The sequence below is a fragment of the Xanthomonas protegens genome (assembly GCF_038442435.1).
Taxonomy (GTDB): domain Bacteria; phylum Pseudomonadota; class Gammaproteobacteria; order Xanthomonadales; family Xanthomonadaceae; genus Xanthomonas_A; species Xanthomonas_A sontii.
In genome coordinates, this window is the sequence record NZ_JAQJCQ010000001.1 from 250,790 (window position 1) to 274,743 (window position 23,954).

16 protein-coding genes and 1 other RNA gene are annotated in these 23,954 nt (G+C 65.5%); 9 read left to right on the plus strand and 8 right to left on the minus strand.

Annotated elements, in window-relative coordinates; all coding sequences use genetic code 11:
• Positions 1-228 precede the first annotated feature (228 nt).
• The 8 genes from ssrA (at position 229) to PIQ37_RS01125 (ending at position 12,265) form a co-directional block, all read left to right on the plus strand.
• Positions 229-580, plus strand: a transfer-messenger RNA (tmRNA) gene (ssrA, locus tag PIQ37_RS01090).
• Positions 581-829: 249 nt separating this feature from the next.
• On the plus strand, positions 830-3,247 hold the full coding sequence (locus PIQ37_RS01095; RefSeq protein ID WP_342072029.1) for a type I restriction-modification system subunit M: 2,418 nt from the start codon (positions 830-832) through the stop codon (positions 3,245-3,247).
• Positions 3,238-4,509, plus strand: a complete 1,272-nt coding sequence (locus tag PIQ37_RS01100) for a restriction endonuclease subunit S (protein ID WP_342072030.1) — start codon at positions 3,238-3,240, stop codon at positions 4,507-4,509. The genes PIQ37_RS01095 and PIQ37_RS01100 overlap by 10 nt, the downstream gene beginning before the upstream one ends.
• Before the next feature lie 24 nt (positions 4,510-4,533).
• A complete protein-coding gene (locus tag PIQ37_RS01105) occupies positions 4,534-6,411 on the plus strand; it encodes a DUF262 domain-containing protein (protein ID WP_342072031.1) in 1,878 nt (625 codons plus the stop codon).
• Positions 6,404-9,505 carry a type I restriction endonuclease subunit R gene (locus PIQ37_RS01110; RefSeq protein ID WP_342072032.1) on the plus strand — a complete coding sequence of 1,034 codons (3,102 nt, stop codon included), beginning with the start codon at positions 6,404-6,406 and terminating at the stop codon, positions 9,503-9,505. Before PIQ37_RS01105 ends, PIQ37_RS01110 begins: the two co-directional genes overlap by 8 nt.
• Complete coding sequence (locus PIQ37_RS01115) at positions 9,505-10,206, plus strand: M48 family metallopeptidase (RefSeq protein ID WP_342072033.1); 702 nt, start codon at positions 9,505-9,507, stop codon at positions 10,204-10,206. Before PIQ37_RS01110 ends, PIQ37_RS01115 begins: the two co-directional genes overlap by 1 nt.
• Before the next feature lie 384 nt (positions 10,207-10,590).
• On the plus strand, positions 10,591-10,764 hold the full coding sequence (locus tag PIQ37_RS01120) for a hypothetical protein (protein WP_342072034.1): 174 nt from the start codon (positions 10,591-10,593) through the stop codon (positions 10,762-10,764).
• Positions 10,765-11,272: 508 nt separating this feature from the next.
• Positions 11,273-12,265: a GGDEF domain-containing protein gene (locus PIQ37_RS01125; RefSeq protein WP_342072035.1), complete on the plus strand. Its 993-nt coding sequence runs from the start codon at positions 11,273-11,275 to the stop codon at positions 12,263-12,265.
• A gap of 379 nt (positions 12,266-12,644) precedes the next feature.
• Here PIQ37_RS01125 and PIQ37_RS01130 read toward each other — a convergent pair whose 3' ends face one another.
• The 6 genes from PIQ37_RS01130 to PIQ37_RS01155 form a co-directional block, all read right to left on the minus strand.
• Positions 12,645-14,102 (minus strand): efflux transporter outer membrane subunit, encoded by a 1,458-nt coding sequence (locus tag PIQ37_RS01130; protein WP_342072036.1) that lies wholly within the window; start codon positions 14,100-14,102, stop codon positions 12,645-12,647.
• Positions 14,096-14,830 (minus strand): SDR family oxidoreductase, encoded by a 735-nt coding sequence (locus PIQ37_RS01135; RefSeq protein WP_342072037.1) that lies wholly within the window; start codon positions 14,828-14,830, stop codon positions 14,096-14,098. Before PIQ37_RS01135 ends, PIQ37_RS01130 begins: the two co-directional genes overlap by 7 nt.
• A 31-nt stretch (positions 14,831-14,861) precedes the next feature.
• On the minus strand, positions 14,862-18,032 hold the full coding sequence (locus PIQ37_RS01140) for an efflux RND transporter permease subunit (RefSeq protein WP_342072038.1): 3,171 nt from the start codon (positions 18,030-18,032) through the stop codon (positions 14,862-14,864).
• 140 nt (positions 18,033-18,172) lie between these two features.
• Entirely contained in the window at positions 18,173-19,363 is a 1,191-nt protein-coding gene (locus tag PIQ37_RS01145) for an efflux RND transporter periplasmic adaptor subunit (RefSeq protein WP_407136457.1), read from the minus strand.
• A gap of 11 nt (positions 19,364-19,374) precedes the next feature.
• Positions 19,375-20,148: an SDR family oxidoreductase gene (locus PIQ37_RS01150; protein ID WP_342072039.1), complete on the minus strand. Its 774-nt coding sequence runs from the start codon at positions 20,146-20,148 to the stop codon at positions 19,375-19,377.
• Positions 20,145-20,369, minus strand: coding sequence for a hypothetical protein (locus tag PIQ37_RS01155; protein WP_342072040.1), 225 nt, complete (start codon positions 20,367-20,369; stop codon positions 20,145-20,147). Before PIQ37_RS01155 ends, PIQ37_RS01150 begins: the two co-directional genes overlap by 4 nt.
• 126 nt (positions 20,370-20,495) lie before the next feature.
• Here PIQ37_RS01155 and PIQ37_RS01160 point away from each other — a divergent pair, with 126 nt between their 5' ends.
• The gene (locus tag PIQ37_RS01160) at positions 20,496-21,599 is read left to right on the plus strand and encodes a LysR family transcriptional regulator (RefSeq protein WP_342072041.1); all 1,104 of its coding nucleotides are present in this window, start codon (positions 20,496-20,498) and stop codon (positions 21,597-21,599) included.
• Positions 21,600-21,689: 90 nt separating this feature from the next.
• Here PIQ37_RS01160 and PIQ37_RS01165 read toward each other — a convergent pair whose 3' ends face one another.
• On the minus strand, positions 21,690-22,394 hold the full coding sequence (locus PIQ37_RS01165) for an OmpA family protein (protein ID WP_026143200.1): 705 nt from the start codon (positions 22,392-22,394) through the stop codon (positions 21,690-21,692).
• 94 nt (positions 22,395-22,488) lie between these two features.
• Positions 22,489-23,943, minus strand: coding sequence for a WS/DGAT/MGAT family O-acyltransferase (locus tag PIQ37_RS01170; RefSeq protein WP_017909015.1), 1,455 nt, complete (start codon positions 23,941-23,943; stop codon positions 22,489-22,491).
• Between the last annotated feature and the right edge of the window lie 11 nt (positions 23,944-23,954).

A 23,954-nucleotide genomic window follows, 5' to 3' on the forward strand; every position in this document is an offset into this window, starting at 1 on the left:
CGTGGAAGTCGAGGACGTGACGGGTGCCTTGGGCGCACGCCCGCTGCTGCGGCCACGCGGCTGTCTGCTTGCCATTGCGCTGCTCCATGCCTGGGGGAATGCCTGGGGGACGGCGGCGTGACAGGGCCGGCGTCGCAGTGAAGCCAGCTTAAGCGGGGCCTGTCTCAAGACTTGTGACTGGCCCCCCCGATCCCTACACTGTGCAGGTCAGCGTTTGACGTTGTCCCCGGGGGTGCACTGGTTTCGACGGGGGTTGCAAAATCGCTTGGCGCATGCCGAGGGGGCAGCTTTCCTCGTAAATCCAGCCGCAAACTTATAGTTGCCAACGACGACAACTACGCACTGGCCGCTTAAGGCCTAGCCCCGAAATCGCTTGTGTCCGTGCTCGCGACGTAGGGTCATTATCACGGAATCGCCGGTGGTGGCTGCCTGTCAGCCATTGGCTAAATCAAGCAGGCTGGTCCCGGGATGCGCTTCGCACATCGTGCTGTTCCGGGGCGAGATCCAACGATGAGCTAAGCATGTAGTGCCGGGGATGGAGTGCCTTCGGACGGCGGTTCGATTCCGCCCACCTCCACCATATAAAAGGTACCGCGAGGTACCGGAAAGGCCCAAAACCCCCGAGAAATCGGGGGTTTTTCTTTGTCTTCTGCCCAAGAACATCCTTACAGATCACTGACGACCACCCAGCATGCCCGGGATGGCGAAAAACAGTTCGACATAGCATCCTTGGCGCCCGCGCTTGCGTCGGTGAAGGCCTGAACCGACGCGTTGCATCAAACCGACCCGCCCACTCAGGGCGGGCTTTGCATTCCAGCCTTAATTAGCTATGCCCATCAAAAAATCTGATCTCTATTCCTCACTCTGGGCCAGCTGCGACGAGCTGCGCGGCGGCATGGAGCCGTCCGAGTACAAGGACTATGTCCTGTTCATGCTGTTCATCAAGTACATCAGCGACAAGTACGCTGGCGACGACCTCGCGCCGCTGGTGATCCCAGCTGGTGCCAGCTTTGCTGACATGAAAGCCCTCAAGGGCAAGCCGGACATCGGTGAGTGCATCAACACCCAAGTCATCCAGCCACTGATCGAGGCCAACAGCAGCAGCCTTTCGCAAAGCGACTTCCCTGACTTCAACGACCCCAAGAAGCTGGGAGAAGGCAAGGAGCGCCAGGAAAAGCTGACCAATCTGGTCGCCATCTTCGAAGACCCGGCGCTGGACTTCTCCGACAACCGGGCCGAGCACGACGACATCCTCGGCGACGCCTACGAATACCTGATGCGCCACTTCGCCCAGGATTCGGGCAAGAGCAAGGGCCAGTTCTACACGCCTGCCGAAGTCAGCCGCACCATTGCCCAGTTGATCGGGATCGGCCCGCACAACACCAATCGCCAGACCACAGCTTATGACCCGACGTGCGGCTCCGGCTCGCTACTGCTGAAGGTAGCCGCTGAAGCGGTCAACAAGATCACTCTCTACGGCCAGGAGATCTCGGCCACCACCGCCGGCCTGGCGCGCATGAACATGATCCTGCACGACTTCCCGGATGCGTCCGTGCAGTCGGGCAATACCCTGGCCGCCCCAAAGTTCAAGGACGGCCCGCGGCTCAGGACCTTCGACTACGTAGTGGCGAATCCGCCCTTTTCGGACAAGGCCTGGAGCACAGGACTTACGCCCGATAGCGATCCCTTCCAGCGCTTTGCCTGGGGCGTGCCACCAGCCAAGCAGGGCGACTACGCCTACCTGCTGCACATCATCCGTAGCCTCAAGGCCAGCGGCAAGGGCGCCTGCATCCTACCGCACGGCGTGCTGTTCCGCGGCAATGCCGAGGCCGCCATCCGCCGCCAATTGGTGGACAGCGGCTACCTGGCCGGTGTCATCGGGCTGCCGGCCAATCTGTTCTACGGCACAGGCATCCCGGCCTGCATCCTGGTACTGGACAAGGAAAATGCGACCGCCCGTCGCGGCATCTTCATGATTGATGCCAGCAAGGGATTCTTGAAGGACGGCAACAAGAACCGCCTGCGCGAGCAGGACATCCACCGCATCGTCGATACCTTCCGCAAGAAACAGGACGTACCGGGCTACGCGCGCTTGGTCGGTTTCGAAGAAATCCGCGGCAAGAAGAACGACTACAACCTCAATCTTCCCCGCTACATCGATAGCAGCGCCGCAGAGGACCTGCAAGACATCGAAGGCCATCTGCTCGGCGGCATCCCGCAGCGCGACGTGGATGCATTGGCCAAGTACTGGGAAAAGATGCCCGCGTTGCGTAATGCCTTGTTCGAGGATGCGGGCCGCCCCGGCTACCTGCAAGTGAAGCTGCGGCATTCGGAGGTGAAGCCGGCCATCCTCGGCCATGCCGAGTTCAAGGCCTTCCAGGCCAAGGTGGCTGGCCTACATGCCGACTGGGAGCAGGCGATCAGGCCCAAGTTGGTTGGCTTCGGCCAGGGCAGCCATCCCAAGCAGTTCATCCACGAGGTTTCCGAAAGCCTGCTGGCCGCCTACGCCAAGGCGCCGCTGCTCGATGCTTATGCCATCTACCAGCACCTGATGGATTACTGGGCGCAGACCCTACAGGACGATGCCTACCTGCTATCTGCCGACGGCTGGAAGGCGGAACCCGAACGCATCATCGAGACCAACAAGAAAGGCCAGCGCAAGGACAAGGGCTGGACCTGCGAGCTGGTACCCAAATCGCTGGTTGTGGCGCGTTACTTCGCAGCCGAACAGAAAGCGCTCGATGAGGCCAGCGCCGCGCTGGACAGCGCCAGCAGCGCGCTGGAAGCGCTGGAAGAAGAACACAGCGGCGAGGACATGGCCTTCGCCGGGTTCGACAGGATCACCACCGCGCAGGTGAAGGATCGTATCCGGGAAATCGGCAAGGACGTGGAAGCCGCCGAGGAGCTTGCGGTACTGAAGCAGTGGTTGGCGTTGGCGGAGACGGCGGCCGAGGCGAAGAAGCGGCTCAAGACGCTGGACGAAGAACTGGATGCCAAGGCGTTGGCCAAATACTCAACGCTATCGGTTGCTGACATCCAGACCCTGGTGGTGGACGACAAGTGGCTGGCTACGCTGTCGGCCGCCGTACACGGCGAGGTGGAACGCGTATCACAGGTCCTGACCCGGAGGGTGAAGGAGCTGGCCGAGCGCTATGAAGCACCACTGCCGCAGTTGGCGGCTATTGTGTCGGAGCTGGAAGGAAAGGTGGCCGGACATCTCGCAAAGATGGGGTTTGCGTGGAAGTGACCTCAGGCATTCCCAACGGGTGGCAAGAACTTTCGCTTTTTGAGCTCGCAGACAAGCAGAAGGCGCGGTTCGATGATGGGGACTGGGTTGAAGCCCGGCACATCACTGACGACGGCATAAGGTTGATTCAGACCGGCAATATCGGCATTGGCTGTTACGTTGAAAAGGACGTCAAGAAGTATATATTCGAAGATTCTTTTACCTCCCTAAAATGCAAATCCCTTGAGGTCGGCGATCTATTGATCTGCCGCTTGGCAGAGCCTGCTGGTCGTGCCTGCATTCTTCCCGAAATCGGAGACAAAAGGATTATAACTTCCGTTGATGTAAGTATCTTTCGACCCGACCCAGCGAAATTTGATCGGAGATACCTAAATCAATATTTTTCGACTTCAGATTGGTTTGAATCCGTTGCTGAGAGTGTCGGCGGGACAACACATAAGAGAATTTCACGCAGTGCTTTGGGAAGGATCAAGCTTCCCATCCCGACGGACAGGTTCGAACAATCCGCGATTGCCAACGCTCTCGGCGATGTCGATACGCTTTGGGCCGCGCAGAACGCGCTTATCGCCAAAAAGCGCGCCATTAAACAAGGCGCGACGCAGGAACTACTCACCGGCAAGCGCCGCCTGCCGGGGTTCAGTGGAAAGTGGGAGGCACGGCTCCTCGGTGACCATCTGAAATTCCTGAACAACGGTGCCAACCCACGCGCCGAACTTATGAGCGACGGCAAAGTGAGATACTTGCACTATGGAGATATCCACAGCGCCAGTAACGTGCTGCTCGATCCAAAAGCTGTCGCAATGCCCTTCCTGCCTGAAGTAAAGGCCAAACGACTGGACAGACTCCAGGACGGAGACGTCGTCTTTGCGGATGCGTCCGAAGACTTGGATGGTGTCGCAAAGGCTATCGAACTTCGGAATGTCGAAGGGCTTGAAGTGGTAGCAGGGATGCACACAATCGCTGTCCGCTTCGATAAGGGCGTTCTAGTTGATGGCTATAAAGCCTACTTGCAAATGATCCCATCGTTCCGCGAGCACCTTTGCCGCCTCGCATCGGGAACAAAAGTGTATGCCACTAACATGGCGCATATCTCATCCGCAGAAGTGATGCTTCCTGGCCCTGATGAGCAAATTGCCATCGCGGAGGCGTTGAACGAAATGGACGCTGAAATCATTGCGCTCGAAGCCCAACGCGCCAAAACCGCGCAGCTCAAGCAAGGCATGATGCAGGCACTGCTGACCGGCCGTATCCGACTGGTCTGAATAAAAAAGGAAACAGGGGAAGCCATGTCGGCCATCACACCGCATTACCGGACCATCCAGCAGCTGCTGCAGGGCCGTTCGTTTGCCATTGACGAGTACCAGCGCGAGTACAAGTGGGAGAAGAAGAACATCGAGGACCTGCTGAACGACCTGCAGGCCAAGTTTTTCGCCCACTACCAGCCTGGCCACGAGACCAGTGCAGTCAATGGTTATGGCGAGTACTTCCTCGGCTCGATCATCGTCAGCCAGCGCAACGGCAAGAACTATCTGGTGGATGGCCAGCAACGCACGACCTCGCTGACCCTGCTGTTGATCCATCTGTATCGTGCCGCCAGCGAGAAGCAACTGGGGGTCGCCGCCACCATGGCGCCGCTGATCCACAGCGACGACATGGGCGTGACCAAGTTCAACCTGGATATCCCCGAGCGCCTGGACATCATCCGTGCGCTGTACGAAGGCAAGCCTTTCGTGCCGAACGACAAGGATGAATCCATCCAGACCATGTACGCCCGCTACCAGGAGATAGAGGCCAGTGGGTTGGTGGACGAACTGGGCGAAGGGCTGCCGCACTTCATCTACTGGTTGATGCGCAAGGTCGGCCTGATCGAGATCGCCACCGACAACGATGCCTACGCCAACGTCATCTTCGAATCGATGAACGACCGCGGCAAACCACTGGGCCCGATGGACATGCTCAAGGCCTACCTGCTGGCCCCGATCACCGATGCCGCCTCACGGTCCGAGGTGAACATGGCCTGGCGCAACCAGGTGCTGGAGCTGATCACGGTGGACCAGGAGCACCAGCACGATCGCGACGGCGAATTCATGCGCGACTGGCTGCGTGCCCAATACGCCGAAAGCATCCGCGAGCGCGTTGCCAACGCCACCGAGAGGGACTGGGAGCTGGTGGGCAGCATGTTCCATCGCTGGGTTCGCGACAACCACACCCGGCTGGGGCTGGGCAAGGCTGAGGCCAATATCGCCTTCGTCAAGGACAGCTTCCGCTTCTTCGCCAGGGCCTGGCTGCTGGTCCAGAAAGCCAGCGCGGCTTACACCCCCGGGCTTGAATCCATCTACTACAACGCACGCAACGGCCTGACGCTGCAGAACACCGTGCTGTTGGCGCCGCTGGTTGAATCGGACGATCCGGCGACCGTTCGCCGCAAGCTGGCCGTGACGGCGACATACCTGGATATCTGGATGATGCGGCGCAAGGTCAACAACATCCGTACCGGCTATTCGTCGATCTACTACGCGATGCATCTGCTGAACCGGAAGATTCGCCGCCAGTCCCTCCACGAACTGGTGCAACTGCTGAGCAACGAACTGGCCAATGACGAGGTGACCGTGCAGGGCAGCGCGGCCCAGAAGTGGCGCAAAGGACTCGCTGGCTTCGGGCTGAACCAGCACAGCAAGTCATACATCTACCACCTGCTGGCGCGGGTCACGGCCTTCACCGAGGTGCACTCCGGGCGCGGCGACAACTTTCCATCCTTGATGGACCGTGCAACGAAGAATCCGTACGACATCGAACACATCTTCGCCGACGATTTCGCCATGTACGCGGACCTGTTCGCCAACGAACAGGAGTTCGAGGACGTCCGCAACAATGTCGCTTCGTTGCTGCTGCTGCCGCAGGATGTCAACCGCAGCCTGAAAGCCAAGCCGTTCGGCGACAAGCGCAAGACCTACGCGCAGCAGAACTTCTACGCAGCCAGCCTGAGCGATGCGATCTATCAGCACCAGCCGCAGTTCCGGCAGTTCAAGGACACCCACCAGCTGCCATTCGAAGCCTATGCCGATTTCACCAAGGTCGAACAGGGCAAGCGTGGCTTGCTATTGATGGCGCTGGCCGAAGTCATCTGGTCACCGGCAAGGCTGGAGGCCGCCGCCCATGTCTAACCTTCCCCGTGCCGAACGCACCACCCAGAACCGTGTGACCAAGCTGTTCACCGACCGGTCGCGTGCGGACTGTCTCGGTTACGCGAGCCTCGGCGACTGGAGCAAACGCGAAGGCAATCGCTGCATCGAGCCAGAGTACCTAGCCACCAACCTCAAGCGACGCGGGTACACCGATGCGCAGGTTTCAGCGGCCTTGCGCCAGCTGCAAGCCGCTGCGGAGATCAGCGGCAACACCCTGTACGACGCCAACTTCAAGACTTACGGCCTGCTGCGCTATGGCGCCGATGTGCAGACCGCGCTGGGCGAGCAGACGCTGAAGGTCCACTTCGTCGACTGGTCCAATCCGGACAACAACGACTTTGCGCTGGCCGAGGAAGTCACCGTGCGTGGCGGCTTCGATCGTCGCCCCGACATCGTGCTGTACATCAACGGCATCGCCATTGCCGTGATCGAGCTCAAGCGCAGCAGCAAGGACAAGGCGGAGGGCATCCGCCAGTTGATCAGCAACCAGGAAAAGCAATTCAACCAGGGCTTCTTCAGCACGGTGCAGCTGCTGCTGGCCGGTAACGACGCGCAAGGTCTGTATTACGGCACCGTGAGCAGCCGGGAGGAATTCTATGTGCAGTGGAAGGACGAGGCTGGCCTGGCCGCTGGGGAAGCCGGTGTACTGCTGGACCGCCCGCTTGCGCAAATGTTCGACAAGGCGCGGCTGCTGGATTTTCTCTACCACTTCGTGATCTTCGACGCGGGCATCAAAAAGGTGCCGAGGCAGCACCAGTACGCCGGCATCAAGGCTGCGCAGGAACGTACCCGCAAACGCGAAGGCGGCGTGATCTGGCACACGCAGGGCAGCGGCAAGAGCATCCTGATGGTGTTGCTGGCCAAATGGCTGCTGGAGGACGACCCGACCGCGCGCATCCTTGTCATTACCGACCGCGACGAGTTGGATGACCAGATCACGAAGGTATTGAAGAACTCAGGACTGGATTCCACCAGAGTGACTTCCCGCGCCGACCTTCTGTCCAGGCTGGGCGCAACCACACCACGGTTGCTATGCGCGCTGATCCACAAGTTCGACACCACCAACCTCAGCGGCCTGCCACCATCGGCATATGGGCGCTTTTATGTGTTTGTGGACGAAGCCCATCGGACTCAGGGGGGCGACATGAACAAGCAGATGAAGCGATGGCTGAGGGATGCGATCTTCATCGGCTTTACGGGCACGCCGCTGCTGCGCAAGGACAAGCAGACCACGCACGCGGTATTCGGCACCTACATCCACACCTACAAGTTCCCCGAGGCCGTTGCCGACAAGGTGGTGCTGGACCTGAAGTACGAGGCGCGCGAGGTGCCGCAGAGGCTAGGTAACCAGAAGAAGATCGAAGAGTACTTCGCCAACAAGACCAAGCGTCTCAACAACTTCCAGAAGGCCGCACTGCGCAAGCGTTGGGCCACGATGGAGGAGCTGCTCAGCTCGGGCGAGCGCAAGGACCGCATCATCGGCAGCATCCTGGAGGACTTCGACACGCGCCGCCGCCTGAGCGACGGGCGTGGCACCGCGATCCTGGTCGCCGACGAGATCTACGACGCCTGCCACTATTTCCGCCTGTTTCAGAACACCAATTTCAGCGGGTATGTCGGCATCATCACCTCCTTCGAGCAGGACAAGAGCCGGTATTCGAAGGAACCCGCGGGCAGCGATTATCGCTACAAGTACGATACCTACCGAGATTGGGTGCTCAAGGATTTCAACAGTATCGACAAATACGAAACCGAGATGAAGCGGCGCTTCAGAGACGAACCGGCCAACTGCAAGCTGCTGATCGTGGTCAGCAAACTATTGACCGGCTTCGACGCGCCCAGCTGCACCTACATTTACCTGGATCGCAACCTGCGCGACCACGACCTGTTCCAGGCGATCTGCCGTACCAATCGCCTCGATGGCGACGACAAGGATTTCGGCTACATCGTCGATTTCAAGGAGTTGTTCGGCAAGGTGGAGGAGGCCATTTCGGTTTACAGCTCCGATCAATTGGCGGTGGATAGCAAGGATGGACAGGATGGCAATGTCACCCTGAAGAACTGGATCACCGAAGGCGTAAAGAAGTTGGAGGAAAGCCGCGAGGCGCTGCTGCACCTATGCGAACCGGTACTGGCGCCGCGCGACCTGGAGCAGTTCATCGCCTATTTCTGCGGCCAAGCACAGGACGCCGAGGTGCTGGAGCAGACCGAGCCGCTGCGTATTTCCTTCTACAAGCTGGTGACGGCATTCGTACGGGCCTGGGCCGACATTGGCAGCGAGTTGCCGAGCGCCGGCTATGATGAGACCACGATCGTCCGGCTGGAGCGGGAAGTGGCCTTCTACGCCGACATGCGCGCGGCCATCAAGAACCATTCCGGCGAGGAGTTCGACATCAAGCCCTTCGAAGGGGACATGCGCGACCTACTCAACCGCTACGTGCGCGCCGAGGAAGCACGTGGCGTGGGTGACATGGGCGACCTGTCGCTGGTGGACCTGATCGTCAAGAGCGGCATCCACGATGCCATCGCACAGAAACTCAATGCCAAAGGCTCCAGCAACAAGGCGGTGGCCGAGGGCATCATCAACAACATGCGCAAGGCAATCATCCAGGAGCGCCTGACCGATCCTCGCTTCTTCAAGGAAATGTCGAGCCTGCTGGATGAGCTGATCAAGCAGGCGCGTGCCGATGCCAAAAGCTACGAGGAATTCTTGAAGCAGGCCGAAGCATTGGCAAATAAGCTGGCGGTGCATGCGACCGGTAGCGAGGAGGTGCCTGAGGCGTTGCGGGACAAACCCGAGGTCAGCGTGATCTACCGCAACCTTCCGGACATTCTAGCCAAGCCAATCGATGCCGCGCATATTACTGATGATCGCACCCTGCACGGGAGCGAGCTGATCAGCATGGCTGTGAAAATCGACCGCATCATGCGTACGGACGTACCTGCCGATTGGAAGGGTGACACCATCAAGGAGCGCGCCGTGCAACGCGCCCTGCTTGCCGTGGTCGCCGGCAACCGTGATGCCATGCTCAAGCTGTTTGACCTGATCAGGAACCAGGCTGGCTACCGCTGATGGACACGCTGCACATCGGTGAGATCGAGATCGTGGTGACACGCAAGGACGTAAAGCACGTGCACCTGACAGTGCATCCCCCGGAAGGTAGGGTTACGCTTGTCGCACCAACGCGGTCGCGCATGGATGTGCTTCGTGCCTATGCCATCACCCGGCTCGGCTGGATCCGGAAACAGCAGGCCGAGTTTCGCGCACAGGCACGTGAGACCCCGCGCCGTCATATCACCCGGGAAAGCCACAGTCTTTGGGGACGTCGCTACCTGCTCGACGTGCAATACGTGGATGCCAGGCCCGGAATCCGACTCGACCACAAACGCATCACGCTCATGGTTCGCCCCGGTGCCGACGCGGTAAAACGCGCGGAAGTGATGCACGCATGGCACAAGGCGCAGTTGCATGCCGTGCTGCCGGATCTCATCGACAAATGGGAGCTTCGGCTCGGCGTCAAGGTGCGCGGGTATTACCTGCAGCGCATGAAGACCCGCTGGGGTAGCTGCAACCATGCACGCGGCCATATTCGCTTGAATACGGAACTGGTGAAAAAACCGCGGCACCTGCTTGAATATGTGGTGGCCCACGAAATGGCGCACCTCATCGCACCAACCCACGACGAGTGTTTTATCGCACTGCTTGATGAACATTTCCGACATTGGCGGGAAGCGCGCGCAGAGCTCAACAGTCTTCCCCTCGCTGCGCACTGATGGGCCGGCAATAAGGCCAATGAAGCTAAAGCCTGCTCCCCGACGCCACCTACACGCAAACGCACCGGCAAGCCAGATACCTGCCGGAGCGCGAATTTGGTCCAGCCGCGGATGCCTGCATCCTTGAAGCAGCCCCAGGCATCGCCCCGGCCGCACAGCTGGTAGGCGCATCATGCGTGGGCGCCCGTTACGCCGGCGTCCTTGAGGCGTTGCGAAATGATGTCGGCGGCGTCGAGGGCGTGCGACGAGAGCCCACTTACCCATCCAGCGATCGCCACGATCGCGTCACGGCGGTGGTGTGATTGCGCATTGCGGTAACGAACAGACATGCCCGTCACCACCAGCCTGTACGGTGAGGAGCCCTCCACGCTTCGGACATCCGCCATGCCATTGACCCAGGAACAACTGCGCATCCTGCAGGACATCCATGCCACCACCCCGGTCAGCGAAGCCGAGGCGACCTGGGCGGTGCGCGAGAACTACGCGGCGCAAGGCGAGGACGGCGATCTCGCACTCAGCCAGAAGGGCCTGAAGGCCATCGACGGCAGCGAAGCGTAACCCGCCTCCTGGCAGGCGCATCTTGCTCATCCCATTGTGCCGGCGACGGTAGCGGTGCTGAGATAGCCCCGTCAGGGCAGCGCTGCGTCCATTTGCGCACCGCGCCGCCCCCACGCGACGACAGTACGGTTTGCCCGGCTAGCGCCCCGCTTCGCCCGTGCCCTCATCCGGTTCTGCGCGCCACCTTCTCCCGCGGGTCAGAGGCAGGCGCGAGCGTCCTCGCATCAGCGCCGCCCTACCCACCGCCAGACAACGTCTGCCGCGTGGCGCAGGTTGATCGGCGCGACGCCGATCCCTCCGCCAATGCGACGTCGTCGTGATGCCGTGCGTGTCGGCAATCCCGCTGCGCCCCGGTCAGCTTCGGGATATTCACCACAAAAGAACCTCAGGCATGGAACTTGCCTCTGCCACCGCAACGCCTCTCCGCCATCCTGACGTCGCCATGCTCGTTGCCCGCCCTCGCAAGCCTGCCCGCAATGGGCCGTGCGCCGCTCCGGAGTCCAGCCCCGTGAGCGCCGGATTGACCCTGCGTCGGCACTTCCGGCTCGGCATCATCAAGGCACTCGGTCCGTCCACGGCCGGGGTGCTGCTGCTGTTCGCCGTCTATCAGATGGCGATCGGCGCGCCGTTGACCGCCCTGGCCGGCGCCGCGCTGGCCGGCTTGGCCGCGCTGGCGACCTGGCTGGCGCTGCACCGTGGCGACGGCCGCATGGATCCGCTGCTGTCGCTGAGCTGGTTGCTGGGCAGCGCCCTGGCCTGCCATGCACTGCGCCACGCCGCGGTGCCGTGGCTGTACCTGGTGATGATGAGCAATTTCTTCGTGGTGACGCGCCATGTCGCGCTGGCCTGCAATGCCACGCTGATCGCGGTGCTGCTGGTGGTGACCCCGAGCACTCTGGGTGCCGAGCACTTCTTCTCGATGATCTCGGTGTCGTTGCTGATCACCGGGCTGGGCTACATGCTCGCGTTACGGGTGGAAGGCGATCGCGTGCAACTGGAGCAACTGGCGTCGCACGATTCGCTGACCGGGCTGCCGAACCGTCGCATGCTCGAGCGCAGCCTGTCGCAACGAGTGGCCGATCCGCGCCGCGCGACCCGCCGACACGGACTGATCGTGCTCGACATCGATCACTTCAAGGAGGTCAACGACCTCTACGGCCATGCCGAGGGCGACCGGGTGCTGGCCGAGCTGGCTGCGCTGCTGCGCGCGCAGGTACGTGCGCCGGACGAGGTGTTCCGGTTCGGCGGCGAGGAGTTCGTGGTGGTGGCACGGCTGCAGTCCGCGACCGAGCTCTCCGCCTTCGCCAGGCGCCTGCACGATGCCACCCGCTCTGCGCTGCGCGGCCCCAATGGCACCATCACCGTGTCGCTGGGCGCGGCGATGCTGTGCGACGAGGTGCAGTGGCACGACTGGTTCTCGCGCGCCGACACCGCGCTGTACCAGGCCAAGAACAACGGTCGCGACCGTTATGTGATCGCCGAGGACGTGGCGCAGGACTGAGTGTCCAGCACCCGCAGCGATCTGCCGCGTGCCCTGCTGGTCTTCGGTCCGGTCGCCGTCCCCAGGGGGGCGCTGATGACGGGAGGCATCCTGTGGGCATCGACTGTCATGCCTGGCGAAGTGGTGTGCGTTCCGATGGCGCAATGCGTCGGGACTGAAGTCCCTCCCACAGTGCACCCGCAGGGTTCGCCGCAAGCCATTGGGGGAGTCGCCCGTCATGCAGCCGCGACGGGCTGCACCGGGAACGCCCGTCGCGGCTGAAGCCGCTCCTACGCAAACCCGCACCGGCCTGATGCTGACAAAAAGCAGATGAAGTGAGGTGCCGAGAAGGCCACGGTGCGTGCAGTCGGCCCGCACCGCGGTCTTCGCGGCCTGCCGGTCAGCGCGCCTGCACCGCAGACGCCGCCACCGCGGTGGTCGCGACATCCCTGCCAGCCTCAGTGCCCGCGTCCTGCCCCCAACCACCAAGCGCCTTGTACACCCGCACCACGCCGATGTTCACCGCCGCTTCGGCGTCGGCCAGGGCCGCCTCCGCGGTCAGTTGCGTGCGCTGCGCATCGAGCAGGGTCAGGAAATCCTCCGAGCCTTCGCGGTACCGGATCTGGGCCAACGCCTCGGCACGCTGCGCCGCCTGCGTCTGTTCGGCCACGATCGCCAGCCGTGCCTGTTCGTGGGCATAGGCGGTCAAGGCGTTCTCGGTGTCCTCCAGTGCGCCGAGCACGGCCTTCTCGTAGTCGGCCGCGGCACCGTCGGCCTGCGCCTCGCTCGCGCGCAGGCGTGCCCGCACGCTGCCGATGTCGAATGCCGCCCACTGGATCGACGGGGTCAGCGACCAGGCCTTGCTGCGGCCGTGCAGCAAGGCGCCGGCATCGCCGGACAGGAAGCCGACGAAACCGGACAGACTGATCCGCGGGAACAGGTCGGCGGTGGCCACGCCGACGCGCGCGGTCGCCGCCGCCAGACGGCGTTCGGCGATGCGCACGTCCGGACGCCGGCGCAGCAACTGCGTGGTATCGCCCAGCGGCAAGGCCCGTGCATAGGCCGGGGTCGGCTGCGGCGCCAGCAGTGCATCGAGCGCGCCCGGCGGCTTGCCCAGCAGCACCGCCAGCCGGTGCCGCGCCTGTGCGGCATCGACTTCCAGCAGCGGGATGTCGGCCTCGATCGCCTTCAGCCGCGCGCGGCTGCTCTGCACGTCCAGTTCGCTGCCGGCGCCCAGTCGCCAACGGGTCTCGGTCAGCCGCTGGGTGTCGCGCAGGTTGTCCAGCGTGGTCCGCGCCAGGGCGATGCGCTTCTGCGTGCCGCGCAGGGCGAAGTAGTTGCGTGCCACCTCCGCGGCCACGGTGACCTGGGCGTCGGCCAGGCCGGCCTGTTCGGCTTCCAGGTTCGCACGCGCCGCTTCGCTGGCGCGGCGCTGGCGCCCGAACAGGTCCAGCTCCCAGCCGGCATCGAAGCCCAGCCGGTAGCTTTCGGTGAGCACGCGCGCGCCGCCGGCGTCCGCGTCCGGGGCCTTGCCGCGGGTGTAGTCGCCGCCGGCGGTGACATGCGGCGCCTGGTCCAGGCGCTGCTCGGCGAAGACCGCGCGCGCTTCGTGCACGCGCGCCAGGGCGAGGCGCAGGTCCAGGTTGGCGACCAGGCCGTCGTGCACCAGCTGTTCCAGCACCGGGTCGTCGAACTGCGCCCACCAGGAGGCGACCGGCGAGTCGGTCGCGAACACCGGCGACGCGGCGCCCTGCAGGGCCACCGGCGGCTGCGCCGGTGCGTGGTAGTCGGGGCCGACGCTGGCGCAGGCACTGAGCAGCGCCAGCGCCAGTGCGCCGAAGAGGGGACGGATCACCATGGCAGCACCTGTCCGACATGGGTGTAGCTGCCGGTCGGGCCGTCGGCGTCGAGCAGCGCCATCATCACGCTGCTGCGCGCGCCGTCGGCCACCTCCAGCTCGCCCTCGCCCGCGTTCATGTCGGTCTTCACGTAGCCGGGGTGGATGGTGTTGACCTTGATCGGGGTCTCGCGCAGTTCGTAGGCCAACTGGATGGTCCAGGCATTCACCGCGCTCTTGGACACGTTGTAGGCCGGCACCTTGAAGTCGTAGATCGGCGACCCGGGCTGGCTGTGCAGCGCCAGCGAACCGAGCACGCTGGAGACGTTGACGATGCGCGCGGCCGGCGCTTCGCGCAGCAGCGGCAGGAACGCCTGGGTGACCGCGATCAGGCCGAACAGGTTGGTGTCGAAGGTCTCGCGCCAGGTCTCCAGGCTCTGCTGCGACACGCTCAGGCGCAGGTCGTCGCGCAGGATGCCGGCGTTGTTGACCAGGATGTCCAGCCGCCCATGGCGTGCGCGCACCGTCTCCACCGCGGCGGCGATGCTGGCGGCGTCGGTGACGTCCAAGGTCAGCGGCTCCACCGGCAGGCCCTCGCCCTGCAGTTCCAGGGCCGCGGCGCTGGCGCGGGTCGCGTCGCGCCCGGCCAGCAGGGTGTGCACGCCGGCTTCGGCCAGTTGCCGCACGGTGTGCAGGCCGATGCCGCGGGTGGCGCCGGTGACCAGGGCGATCTTGTGTGCTGCGTTCATTGCGAAACTCCTGAAAAGGATGGGAAAAGGATCAGCCGTGCGCCGGCGCGTCGGCATGGGCCGGCGCATGCGAGACCAGCGGCCGTCCGGCCAGCTTGCGCAGGGCGACATAGAACACGGGGGTGAGGAACAGACCGAACAGGGTCACGCCCAGCATGCCGGCGAACACGGTGATGCCGGTGGCAGAGCGCACTTCCGCGCCCGCGCCATGCGAGAACACCAGCGGCACCGTGCCGGCGATGAAGGCGATGGAGGTCATCACGATCGGGCGCAGGCGCAGGCGGCAGGCCTGCAGCGCCGATTCGACGATGCCCTTGCCCTGCAGTTCCAGTTCGCGGGCGAACTCGACGATCAGGATCGCGTTCTTGCACGCCAGGCCCATCAGCACCACCAGGCCGACCTGCACGAACACGTTGTTGTCGCCGCCGCTCAACCACACCCCGAACAGCGCCGACAGCAGGGTCATCGGCACGATCAGGATCACCGCCAGTGGCAGCGTCCAGCTCTCGTACAGCGCGGCCAGCACCAGGAACGCCAGCAGCACCGCCAGCGGGAACACCACCAGCGCCGCATTGCCCTGGGTGGCCTGCTGGTAGCTCAGGTCGGTCCACTCGATTTCCATGCCGTTGGGCAGCACCTGCTTGGCGATCTGGGTGATCTTGGCCATCGCCTCGGCCGAGGACAGCGATCGCGCATCCGCTTCGCCGGCCAGGTCGGCGGCCGGATAGCCGTTGTAGCGCAGCACCGGGTCCGGGCCGTAGGTCTGCTTGATCGTCACCATCGAGCCGATCGGCACCATCTCGCCCTGCGCATTGCGGGTGCGCAGCCGGGCGATGTCCTCCACGCTCTCGCGGAACGGCGCATCGGCCTGGGCGATCACCTGCCAGGTGCGGCCGAACTGGTTGAAGTCGTTGACGTAGGTCGAGCCCAGGTAGGTCTGCAAGGTGTCGAACAGATCGGTCAGGGCCACGCCCTGGGCCTTGGCCTTGACCCGGTCGACCTCGGCGTCGAGCTGCGGCACATTGGCCTGGTAGGTGCCGATCGGGAAGCTCATGCCCGGGGTCTGCGCCACCGCGCCCTGCATGGTGCTGACCGCGTTCTGCAGCGCGCCGTAGCCGAGGTTGGCGCGGTCCTCGATGAACAGCTGGTAGCCGTTGCCGTTGCCCAGGCCGAGGATCGGCGGCGGCATGAAGGCGAACGACATGCCCTCGCCCAGTTGCGAGATGCGCTGGTTGATCTCGGCATTGATCTCCAGCGCGCTGCGGTGGCGCTCGGCGAACGGCTTCAGCGGCAGGAACACCACGCCGGTGTTGGGCGTGTTGGTGAACTGCAGCGCGTTGAGGCCCGGGAACGAGATCGCATGCGCCACGCCGTCGGTCTGCATGGCGATGGTGGCGACCTTGCGCAGCATCGCATCGGTGCGCTCGATCGAGGCGCCTTCCGGCAGCTTCACACCGGCGATCAGGTACATCTTGTCCTGGGTCGGGATGAAGCCGCCCGGCACCGCCTTGAACATCAGTCCGGTCACCAGCAGCAGCGCCACGTACACCGCGAACACCGCGCCGCGGCGGCCGAGGATGCGCGACACCGCGCCTTGGTAGCGGTCGGAGCTACGGTGGAAGAAGCGGTTGAACGGACGGAACAGCCAGCCGCCGAACAGCCGCTCCATGCCGCGCGACAGGCGGTCCTTGGGCGCATCGTGGCCTTGCAGCAGGCGCGCGGCCAGCGCCGGCGACAGGGTCAGCGAGTTGATCGCCGAGATCACCGTCGAAATGGCGATGGTCACCGCGAACTGCTTGTAGAACTGCCCAGTGACCCCGGACAGGAACGCCATCGGCACGAACACGGCGCACAGCACCAGCGCGATCGCGATGATCGGGCCGGACACCTCGCGCATGGCCTGGTGGGCGGCCGCCAGCGGGGTCAGCCCCTCCTCGATGTTGCGCTCCACGTTCTCCACCACCACGATCGCATCGTCGACCACGATGCCGATCGCCAGCACCAACCCGAACAGGGTCAGCGTGTTGATCGAGAAGCCCAGCAGATACAGCGCGGCGAAGGTGCCGACCACCGACACCGGCACCGCGATCAGCGGAATGATCGAGGCACGCCAGGTCTGCAGGAACAGGATCACCACCAGCACCACCAGCAACACCGCCTCCAGCAGGGTGTGGACCACCGCGCTGATCGAGTCGCGCACGAAGATGGTGGTGTCGTACACCGCCTCGTACTTCACGTCGCCGGGGAACTGCTTGGTCAACTCGTCCATCTTGGCGATGACCTGGTCGCGGATCTGCAGCGCATTGGCGCCGGGCGCCTGGAAGATGCCGATGCCGACCGCGTTCTTGCCGTCCAGCTGCGCACGCAGGGTGTAGTCGCCGGCGCCCAGCTGCAGGCGGGCGACGTCGGACAGGCGCACGGTCTGGCCGTCGGCGCCGACCTTGAGCACGATGTCGCCGAACTCCTGTTCGGTACGCAGGCGGCCCTGCGCGTTGATCAGGGTCAGGAACTTGCTCTCCGGCATCGGCTCGGCGCCGAGCTGGCCGGCGGAGACCTGCACGTTCTGCTCGCGCATCGCCGCGACCACGTCGCTGGCGGTGAGCCCGCGGGAGGCCACCCGCTCCGGGTCCAGCCAGGCGCGCATCGCATAGTCGCCGCCGCCGAACACCTGCGCATCGCCCACGCCCTGGATCCGCGCCAGCGCGTCCTTGACGTGCAGGCGCGCGTAGTTGCGCAGGTACAGGGTGTCGTACTTGCCCTTAGGCGAGGTCAGGTGCACCACCATCAGGAAGGTCGGCGACTGCTTCTGCGTGGTCACGCCCTGCCGGCGCACGTCCTCGGGCAGGCGCGCCTGCGCCTGCGCCACGCGGTTCTGCACCTTGACCGCGGCATCGTCCGGATCGGTGCCCGGGCGGAAGGTCACGGTCATCTGCAGCACGCCGTCGGAACCGGCGACCGACTTGATGTACATCATGTTCTCCACGCCGTTGATCGCTTCCTCCAGCGGCGTGGCGACGGTCTCGGCGATGACCTTGGGGTTGGCGCCCGGATACACCGTGCGCACCACCACCGAAGGCGGCACCACGTCCGGGTATTCGCCGATGGGCAGCAGCGGGATGGCGATCAGGCCCGCGGCGAAGATGACGATCGACAGCACGGCGGCGAAGATCGGCCGGTCGATGAAGAATCTGGAAAAGTCCATGGGTGGTGGTCCTGGAAACGGATGAAACGGAGGGCCGGGCGCGGACGCAGGCATGCCGGTGGCGACGCCGGGCCATCACGGGCCCGGCGGGCGCGGCCGGCAGGTCATGACCCGGCCGGTACTGCGTCGGCGCCCGCGACTCAGTCGAGGGCGACGGCCTGGCGCGGTGCGGCAGGCGACGCGGTCTGCGCGATCGGCTTGGCCTGCACCGGCATGCCGGGCATGAACACCTTCTGCACGCCGTCGACGATGACCTTGTCGCCGGCGGACAAGCCGCTCTGCACGATGCGCAGGCCATCGGCGCTGCGGCCGAGCTGCACGTCGCGCCGCTGCGCCTTGCCGTCCTTGTCGACCACGTAGACGTACTTGCGATCCTGGTCGGTGAGCACCGCGCGGTCGTCGATCAGCACCGCGTCGAAGCGGCCGCTGCCGAGCAGCCGCACCCGCGCGAACAGGCCGGGGGTGAAGCGGCGGTCGGCGTTGTCCAGCAGCGCGCGCACGTGGATGGTGCCGGTGCTGCGCACCAGTTGGTTGTCGAGGAAATCGACCTTGCCGGCATGCGGATAGCCGTCCTCGCCGACCAGGCCGACCTGCACCGGCAGGCTGCCGTCGCGCTCGCTCGGGCGCTGGCCGTCGCGCGCCATCTGCGCATAGCGCAGGAAGGTGCCTTCGTCGGCGTCGAAGTACACGTGCACCTTGTCCAGCGACACCAGCGTGGTCAGCACGCTGGCGCTGTCGCCGGCGCTGACCAGGTTGCCGGCGGTGACCATCGCGCGGCCGGCGCGACCGGCGATCGGCGCACGCACCTGGGTCCATTCCAGGTTCAGGCGTGCGCTGTCCACCGCCGCCTGCGCGGCCAGCACGTCGGCCTGCGCCTGCTCGGCCGCGGCGCGCCGCTGCTCCCAGCTCTCGGTGGAGATGGCCTGCTGTTCGGACAGGGTCTTGGCCCGCGCGGCCTCGCTGGCGCTGAGCTTGGCCTGGGTGCGTGCGCGCGCCAGGTCGGCCTCGGCGCGGGCCAGGTCGGCGCGGTAGCTGCGCGCGTCGATGGTGAACAGCACATCGCCCTTCTTCACCTCCTGCCCTTCGACGTAATTGACCTTGTCGATGTAGCCGGACACGCGCGGGCGCAGGTCGACGTGCTCGACCGCCTCGACGCGGCCACTGAACTCGTCCCACTGACTGATCTGCTTCTGCAGCGCAGGCGCCACGCCCACGCTCGGCGGCGGCGGCGCGCCCTGTTCGTTGGCCTTGCCGCCGCAGGCGGCGAGCGTGGCGACCAGCAGCGCCACCGCCAGCGGGCGCAAGGCGCCCGGCAGCAGGCGCGACGGCATCGGAATCGGATTCATGGAGAGACCTCGTGGGTGGAGAAGGAAAACGGCAAGGGGGTGAGCAAGGCGCTGCGCGGCTGGGTGAAGTGGCGGCGGTCGATCTCGACCAGGGCGCGGTCGGGCCGCTGCGGATCGGCGAGCAGGTGGACCACGGCACGGCCGACGCCGAGGGTGGTGAACCACTCCGGGCAGTCGCCGATGGCGTCGTCGCTGCGGCACACCGGCTCGGACAGCGACAGCAGGTGCACGTGCACGCCCAGCGGCTTGGCTTCCTCGTGCAGCACCTGCGCGAGCATGCGGATCGCGGAGGCCGCGACCGAACTGTCGCCGTGCCCGGACCAGGCGCGCAGCGCGCAGGGACTGCCGAGCAGCACGTAGCGCGCGCCGCGCTCGTGCTGCGCCAGCAGCGGCAGCAGATGCCGGGCCGCGGCCAGGTGCGGCAGCAAATCGGCATCCAGGCGCTTGCGCAATGCGCCCAGCGGCCGCTCCAGCAGGCGCCCCGGCCGCAGCGGGCTGCCCAGGGCGGCGACCACCGCGGCCAGCGGCCGCGGCCGCTGCGCGATCTCGGCGACCAGGGCCGCGGCCGCCGCGTCGGTGCCGACCGAGCCGCACAGCACGTCCAGCCCGGGTTCGTCGCGGTGGCGATCGCGCAGCGCGTCCAGGCGGGCGCGGTCGCGCGCCACCGCCAGCACCGGGCTGCCCGCTTCCAGCAGGGCCTGGACCACGCCCTGCCCGACCGTGCCGCTGCCCCCGAGGACCAGGACCTCGGGGGTCAACATCCCGCTCACGGGACTTTTCCTCCCGCGGACGGGACAATCGCGATCCGACCCAAGCGGTCATGACCGGACGCGCCCAGGCGCAGGCTGCTGCCGCCCTGCCGCCGCGGCGGCGGCGTGAACTCGCGAAACGCTTTCGGGTAAAGGGATTGCGCCGGCGCCACCGGCGCGGAACGGCGCCGCAGCTGGCGATCGGGGCAGGCGAAAAACTGGAACAGAGTGCGCATCGACATGGGCAAAGCTCGTCGGTGATGGCGAATGCGGACAAATTAGGCGCCAAAGCCGCACTTGATTAGTCCGAATTAAGGGGAATAATCGTCCCGCTATCGGTCCAATCATCTCCACCCCAAGGAACCGTCATGAGCCACGATCTGAACGACACCCTGATCTTCGTCAAGGTGGTCGAGCAAGGCAGCTTCATCGCCGCGGCCAATGCCCTCGGCCTGCCCAAGACCACCGTCAGCCGCAAGGTGCAGGACCTGGAGGCGCGGCTGGGCGCGCGCCTGCTGCACCGGACCACGCGCCGGCTCGGGCTGACCGAGGCCGGCGCGGTCTACCACGAGCATTGCCAGCGCATCGCCCGCGAACTGGAGGAAGCCGAGAGCGCGGTGGGCCAGCTGCAGGCCGGCCCGCGCGGCTGGCTGCGCTTCAGCGTGCCCTACTCGGCCGGCATTTCCTGGGTGGCGCCGATCCTGGGCGAGTTCCACCGCCAGCACCCGGAAGTGCGGCTGGAGATGATCATGACCAGCGACAAGGTCGACCCGATCGCCGAAGGCGTGGACGTGGCCCTGCACATGGGCACGCTGCCGGATTCGACCATGGTCGCGCGCAAGCTCGCCACCTTCCGCACCCAGGTCTTCGCCAGCCCGTATTACATCGAGCGCCACGGCGAACCGCTGCATCCGGACGATCTGCAGCACCACCGCACGCTGGCGCTGAGCAACGGCCGCGGCGGCGGCAACCGGCTGTGCTGGCCTCTGCGCAACGGCAAGCAGAGCGGCGAATTCCTGGTCCAGCCGATCCTGCTGGCCAACGATTCGGCGGCGCTGATCGGCGGCCTGGTCTGCGGCGAAGGCCTGGTGCTGGCCAGCGATGCGACGATCAAGCCGCTGATCGAGGCCGGCAAGGCGCGGCGCGTGCTCGGCGGCTGGGTCGGGCCGGACCTGGACTTCAACGCGGTGTTCCCGGGCGGGCGCATGCTCTCGCCGAAGGTGCGCGCCTTCGTCGACTTCCTGGTCGACAAGCTCAACTTCGACGTCAGCTACATGATGGCGCAGTGCCCGGCCAAGCTGGCCACACAGCAGGCCGAGGACGGCGCCGAGTTCACCCTGTGCAGCGGCGTGGCGATGAACACGCAGTCGCTGACCAGCCTGCCGCGCGTGGCCGCCGCGCCGGTGCCCGTTCCTGCGGACGCGGCACTGGAAGCGGAAGCCGAGGACGAAGAGGACGCGGCGCTGGTCTGAGCCGCGCCGCGCACAACGCGTCGCAGCAGCAGCGCAGAAACGCGAACGGGCCGCAGTGCGGCCCGTTCGTCGTTGCGGTCGGCGGATCGGTCAGCCGGCCGAGGCGCGCAGCGGCACCACGCGGATCTCCACGCGGCGGTTCTGCGCGCGACCGGCCTCGGTGCTGTTGTCGGCGATCGGGTACTTCTTTCCCGCGCCCAGGGTCTGGATGCGCTCGGGCTGCACGCCCTGCGCGGTCAGGTAGGCGGCCACCGAGGACGCGCGCTGTTCGGACAGGCGCTGGTTGACCGCATCGCTGCCGATGCTGTCGGTGTGCCCGACCACCTCGATCATGGTCTGGTTGTATTCGCCCAGGGTCTGGGCCACGCCGTTGAGCGCCGAATAGAACTGCGGCTTGAGCGTGGACTGGTTGAAGTCGAAGGTGATGCCGTCGGGCAGGTTCAAGGTGATGTTGTCGCCGTCGCGGCGCACGTCGATGCCGGTGTTGGCGGTGCGCTCGCGCAGCGCGCGCTCCTGCCGATCCTGGTAGTTGCCGATCGCCGCGCCGCTGAGCGCGCCGATGCCGGCGCCGATCATCGCGTGCTGGCGGCGCTCGGTGGCGCTGCTGCCGCTGAGCAGGCCGGCGGCGACGCCGACCGCGGTGCCGATCAGCGCGCCGCGGCCGGTGCGGTTCTGCTGCTCGGTGGGATTGCCGTATTGGTCGCGCTGCACGTAGGAGCCGCCGGTGGCGCAGGCGGACAGCACCAGCGCACTGGCCAGGGCCACGGACACGCCGCGAAGGGTGGTCGTTTTCATCATGTTCTCTCCGAACCTGGTTTGACGTGGCCGCAGCATAAACAGGGCCACGCGAGGCGCGGATGAACGCAGCCCGGCACGCGATGTGCCCGGTTCAGGAAGACGGCAGCAGGTCTTCGGCGTCGGCCGCGCGCAGCGGCTGCTCCCAATCGCCCATCAGCGCCAGGTACAGCAGCTTTTCGAACTCGGCGCCGACCCGGCGCATCACCGCGTCCGGATCGGGAATCAGCCGCGCATCGCCGATCAAGCCGAAATGCACGCGGTGGTTGTAGCTCATGATCGACACGCCGACGCCGATCGAGCCGGTCTGCGGCACCCAGAACATCATCTCGCGCACGCGGCTGCCGGCCAGGTACAGCGGTTGCTGCGGGCCCGGCACGTTGGTCGCCACGGTAGTGGCCTTGCGACTGAACAGGTCCAGCGCCGCCGACTGCAGCGCCGCCGGCGCCATGCCCACCGCCGCCAGCAGGCCGAACACCACCATCGCCTGGCGCGACTGCTTGAGCTGCTGCATCGACTCGGCCACGCACTGCAGCCGCCGCACCGGGTTGGCCTCGCCCACCGGCAGGTCCAGGAACACCAGGCCGAAGTGGTTGCCGAGCTTGCGCGCGTGCTCCAGCGGGCGCAGGTTGACCGGCACGGTGGCGCGCAGGGTCACCCCGTCCAGGCGTTCGCCGCGTTCGAGCATGTAGTCGCGCAGGGCGCCGGCCATGGTCGCCATCAGCACGTCGTTGACCGTGCAGTCGCAGGCGCGGCCCACCGCCTTGACCTCGTCCAGGTCCAGCGGCTCGGCCCAGGCCACGCGCTTGCTGACGCCGAGACGGCCGCGCAGCAGCGTCGGCGGATCGTCGGCCAGCAACAGCGCATTGACCAGTTCGCGGCCGATCAGCCCGCCTTCGCGCGCCAGCATCTGCGGCAGGTTTGGGTCCTGCGCCATCGCCCGGCCCTTGTCGAGCATGCGCCCGCCGAGCTTGAGGTAGCGGTCCACCGCACCGACCCGGCGCACCACCTCCTTGCCGTCGTCCTTGAGCCAGGCGCGCCCGAGCTGCGCCGACGGCTCCGGGGTGCGCTGGGTATCGGTCAGCGACAGCAGCACCTGCACCAGCGCGATGCCGTCGGCATAGCTGTGGTGGATCCGCGCCACCAGCGCCGAGCCGCCTTCGTAGCGTTCGATGAGGTGGAACTGCCACAGCGGCTTGGTCTTGTCCAAGGGCGTGGACGCCATCTGCCCGGCGAAGCGCTCCAGCGCCTTCTTCTGCCCGCGCCCGGGCAAGGCCGACAGGCGCACGTGCCAGTCCAGATCGAAATCGTCGTCGCGCTGCCAGTAGGCGCCGGTGGCGGTCTCCACCGGCTTCTGCAGGAAGCGCGGGAAGGCCAGGAAGCGCTTGCGCACCAGTTGCTTGAGCGCAGGCAGGGTCAGCGGCTCGTCGAACATCAGCACGCCGGTGATCATCATCGGATTGGTCGGCCGGTCCATCCGCAACCAGGCGGTGTCCACGCGCGACATCGGTTCGCGCTGCGGCTTGCGGCGAGCTGAGCTGGTGGCCATGCGGGCTCCTG